The 4,298-nt window shown below is 65.1% G+C and carries 5 protein-coding genes and 1 pseudogene; 3 read left to right on the top strand and 3 right to left on the bottom strand.

From position 1 onward, the window contains the following. Positions 1-251: pseudogene (locus tag QZ213_RS25365) on the bottom strand (hypothetical protein); the annotation flags it as partial. 138 nt (positions 252-389) lie between these two features. Then, entirely contained in the window at positions 390-1,016 is a 627-nt protein-coding gene (locus tag QZ213_RS25360; RefSeq protein ID WP_291688810.1) for a DUF1134 domain-containing protein, read from the bottom strand. Positions 1,017-1,111: 95 nt separating this feature from the next. On the opposite strand from QZ213_RS25360, the gene QZ213_RS25355 reads away from it, so the two are divergent. Further along, positions 1,112-1,699, top strand: a complete 588-nt coding sequence (locus QZ213_RS25355) for a YHS domain-containing (seleno)protein (protein ID WP_291688809.1) — start codon at positions 1,112-1,114, stop codon at positions 1,697-1,699. Positions 1,700-1,713: 14 nt separating this feature from the next. Here QZ213_RS25355 and cysQ read toward each other — a convergent pair whose 3' ends face one another. Beyond that, positions 1,714-2,541, bottom strand: coding sequence for a 3'(2'),5'-bisphosphate nucleotidase CysQ (gene cysQ, locus QZ213_RS25350; RefSeq protein WP_291688808.1), 828 nt, complete (start codon positions 2,539-2,541; stop codon positions 1,714-1,716). Positions 2,542-2,681: 140 nt separating this feature from the next. Between cysQ and chpT the strand changes: the two genes are divergently transcribed. Beyond that, on the top strand, positions 2,682-3,329 hold the full coding sequence (chpT, locus tag QZ213_RS25345) for a histidine phosphotransferase ChpT (RefSeq protein WP_291688807.1): 648 nt from the start codon (positions 2,682-2,684) through the stop codon (positions 3,327-3,329). 180 nt (positions 3,330-3,509) lie between these two features. Further along, positions 3,510-4,298 (top strand): Hpt domain-containing protein (locus QZ213_RS25340; RefSeq protein ID WP_291688806.1); only part of this gene is annotated, 789 nt, incomplete at its 3' end.

The following is a 4,298-nucleotide window of genomic DNA, read 5'->3' as shown; positions in this document are numbered from 1 at the left end:
TCGGCGAGCTGGCTGGTGGTCTTGTTCTTGAGCTGGTCGACGCTCATCTCGAGCCGCCGCGCCGACATCGCGAATTCCGCGCGCAGCTGGTCCTTGTCGGCCTGGATTTCGGCCATCGACAGCGGCGTTGCCGCCTCGAGCCGCCGCGTGGTCAGCCGCACCGCGCGGTTATGCACCAGCGGCACGATCATCAGGCCGAACAGCATCGAAAGCAGGAAACCGATCGCCAGATACATGATCGGTTCGACCATCAGCGCAAACTCCCCACGAGATGAAAATGCTCAATCACAATGCCACGCGGCACAGGGTAAACGCCAGCCTGATGGCGCGTTAACTGAATCCCTTACCAGACAGTTCCAGTCGCCGGAAATCGCGGCGCGCAAGGGATGTCAGAACGGGTTCCACGTCGCGCGCGGCGTAAATTTGAGATAGCCGATATTGGCGCCGAGCCGGAGTCCGATGCCAGAGCGGATCGGCACCAGCACGATGTTGTTCGCCGTCAGCGCGGTCATGCCGAAGCCGCCGACAATATAGGCCGAGCCGTCGATGCCGGCGAAGCGCTGGTAGATCGCATTGGTGGCGGGGAGGTTGTAGACCAGCGTCATGGTGCGCGCGCCGTCGCCGCCCCAGTCGAAGCCGACCGAGGGGCCCTGCCAGTACACCCGCAAATCGCCGGCATTCTTGGTGTAGAGCGTGCCTTCGCCGTACCGCAGTCCGGCGACGAAAGCGCCGGAGCCTTCCTCCCCCAGGATATAGCCGTTCGGCAGGCCCCATTGGCTGACCGCGCGCTCGATCACCGAGGCGAGGCCGCGCGACACATTGCCGAAGAACCGGTGCCCGGCGCCCATCAGTTCGTCCGGCCCAAAGGTGCTGGGGCCGGGCTGGCGTTGCGGCGGCGGGGGCTCCTGCTGAGCCGAAGGTGGGGGCGCCTGTTGAGCCTGCTGCGCGGAAGCGGGCACAGCCCAGCCCATCAGCGCGGCGAGCGCCACCGCGGCGAGGCGTGAAGCGAAAGTCATGAAACCTACCCCTGCGTATCGAACTCCGGCCGCTGGCCTTAACCTGATGCCAACAGGCATGGCTTTAGGGTTGCGCCCAGTGTCCCCCGACTCGGATGTTATCGGCATCAACTATGACGGCACAACGGCAGGAAAGAAACGGCCCGCGGCCCCGAACAGGCTTTCGCCCCGGAATAGCCTTGATCGCCTCGCCGGACGGCCTTGTCTGGACAAGCCTTTTTTGGATCAGCCTTTTTTGGATCAGCCTTGCCGCCCTGGGCTTTTCCGGTTCGGCGGCCCAGTCGGCTACCACCGAGCGGGTGGTGGTGAACCGTTTCACCGGCTTGGCGATCGAGGGGTATGACCCCGTCGCCTATTTCGTCGACGCCCAGCCCGAGGTCGGTCTGCAGGATTTCGAGGCGTCGGCGGCGGGCGCGGTCTGGCGTTTCCGCAACGAAGGCAATCGGGCGTCTTTTGTCGCCCATCCCGATGTTTACGGACCCCAGTTCGGCGGCTACGACCCGATCGATCTGGCCCGCGGCGTCACGGTGGCCGGCAACCCCCGGTTCTGGCTGATCGCGGGACAGCGGCTTTATCTGTTCAGCCGCGAGGAGGCCCGTGACGTCTTCGCCGCCGATCCCGCGCGGGTCCTGCACGATGCGAACGCGCGCTGGCCGGCCCTGGAGCAGGATCTTTCGCGGTAGCAGGCTATGTCGGATCAGCCCGCCGCCGACGGATCGCCCCAGGCGATGAATTCCGGCACGATGAAATCGGCACGCCCCTTGCCGAATTGCAGCGCGGCGCCGTGCGCATCCGTGATCGTGCCTCCGGCGGCGGTGACGACCGCGTGGCCGGCCGCGATATCCCATTCCGATGTCGGCGCAAGCCGGGGATAGATATCGGCTTCCCCCTCCGCCACCCGGCCAAACTTGACCGCCGAGCCGAGCGTCTTGCGGATCGCGCCGGGTCTCGCCGCGATGAAGGCTTCGGTGCGGCTGTCGCCATGCGAGCGGCTGACGGCGGCGATCCATGGCTCGCCGCGCCTGGGCAGGGGCCGGGTATGGATGGGCTCGGCCACGGACTTTTCGCTCAGCCTCAGCCGTTCCGCGCCCCGGCCGACCAGTCCGCGCCAGACAAGTCCGAGCGCGGGTGCGCCGATGATGCCCAATATGGGCGTCCCGTTCGTCACCAGCGCGAGGTTGACGGTAAATTCGTCGCGGCCGGCGACGAACTCCTTGGTGCCGTCAAGCGGATCGATCAGGAAGAAGCTGCCATTATATGGCGGCTTCGCCGGATTGACGCGTTCTTCCGACAGGGCCGGAACCTGCGGTGCGATCCGCGCCAGGCCTTCCGCAATGATCCGGTCGGCGGCAAGATCGGCTTCCGTTACCGGCGATCCGTCGAGTTTGCCCTCGATCCGCATCGCGGCCCGGTTGACGGCCAGGATCGCTGTTCCGGCCCGGATCACCAGGTCGGTCAGGGGCTCCATCAGCGCGGCCGCGGCCTCGCCTTCGATCACGGCTGCGGGCGAAGTTGCCTTAATCATGGGCGGATTTCATCTGCTGTCGATCTTTCTCTTCGGTTTCCGCCTTGTGTTGGCAGCACGCGCGTCCGCAGTGTATCAAACCGGGGAGCCTGCGTGATTCGCCTTGGTCCGCGCTTTCAGCGGATTTACAGGAACACCTTATGTCTGACACCCCGTCTCCCGCTCCCGCCCCCGACGCCCTCGAACTGGCGGCGCTGTTATGTTCGCGGGTCTGTCATGATCTCATCAGTCCGGTCGGCGCCATCGTCAATGGGCTTGAGGTCCTCGACGATAATCCAAAGCCGGAAGATCGCGAATTCGCGCTGGATCTGATCCGCAAGAGCGCCAAGACCGCGTCGGCGCGGCTGCAGTTCTGCCGGCTGGCGTTTGGCGCCGCGGGATCCTCGGGCGCGCAGATCGATCTCGGCGACGCGCAGACCATGGCGCGCGGTCACCTCGAGGACAACAAGACCTCGATCGCGTGGAATTTGCCGCGCGTGCTGTTGCCGAAGAACCGGGTCAAGCTGCTCTTGAACATGATGGTGATCGCGCAGCAGACGATCCCGCGCGGCGGCGTGCTCACGGTCGACCCGATCGGCGAGGGCGAGCAAATCGGCTTTCGCGTCGCGGCCAGCGGGCTCAATGCCCGCTTGCCGCAGAACATCGCCGATCTCCTGAGTTCGGGCTCGACGCATGCGATCGATGCCCATGCGGTGCAGCCTTATTACACCCGGCTGCTGGCGCAGGCCTGCGGGCTGAATGTGGTGCTTACGCCCGAGGGCGATGCGGTAGTCGTTACCGCTTCCTGAGCAAACATGGTTAACCAACGGTTACAGGGCGCCCGAGGACTGCCGAGGGCACCTTATCTCTTTGTTGATCCCGTTCTTTTGCATTTACTCAACCAATATTAAACGCTTTGCGGAGAAGCTGGCCTCGTTCTGTAAGGCGTGTCGAAAGTCGCGCGCCCGTGCGTTCCGAAGGCCTGTTTCATGGATGATCTGTTGCGGGAGTTTCTGACGGAAACCAGCGAGAGCCTGGATACCGTCGACAATCAGCTGGTGCGGTTCGAGCAGGAACCGAACAACGCCAAGATACTCGATAACATTTTTCGCCTGGTCCACACCATCAAGGGCACCTGCGGCTTTCTCGGGCTGCCGCGGCTGGAAGCGCTGGCGCATGCCGCCGAAACCCTGATGGGCAAATTCCGCGACGGCATGCCGGTGACGGGGCAGGCGGTCACGCTGATCCTGACCACGATCGACCGCATCAAGGACATCCTGGGTCAGCTCGAGGCGACCGAAGCGGAGCCGGACGGCTCCGATCAGGATCTGATCGACGAATTACAGGCGATGGTGGAGCGCGGTATGGAATCGATGTCAGCTTCGTCAGCTTCGTCAGCGTCGGCTCCGCCGATCGCGGCTCCGCCGATCGCGCCAGCGCAGGCCGAGTCGGCGCCTGTGGTTGAACCCGCGGCTGTGCAGGGCACCCTGGCGCCGCAGACGCTGGAACGGCCGTTGCGTCCCGGCGAAGTATCGCTGGACGAACTGGAGCGTGCGTTCCGCGAGACCGCGACCGAGATCGCGTCTCCGCCGATGCAGCCCGCACCCGCGCCGCAGCCCGCACCGGCCGCCGCGCCCGCGCCCCCTGCCGTGGCAACGAAAGAGGCAAAGCCGGCCGCCGCGGCCAAACCCGCGGGCCCCAAATCCATTGCCGTCGAGGAAGTGCACGAGGCCGACAAGGTCGCCAACCAGTCGATCCGCGTCAACGTGGATACGCTG

This window comes from Bradyrhizobium sp. (genome assembly GCF_017881085.1).
Taxonomy (GTDB): domain Bacteria; phylum Pseudomonadota; class Alphaproteobacteria; order Rhizobiales; family Xanthobacteraceae; genus Bradyrhizobium.
This window is presented reverse-complemented; position numbering and strand designations above follow the sequence as displayed.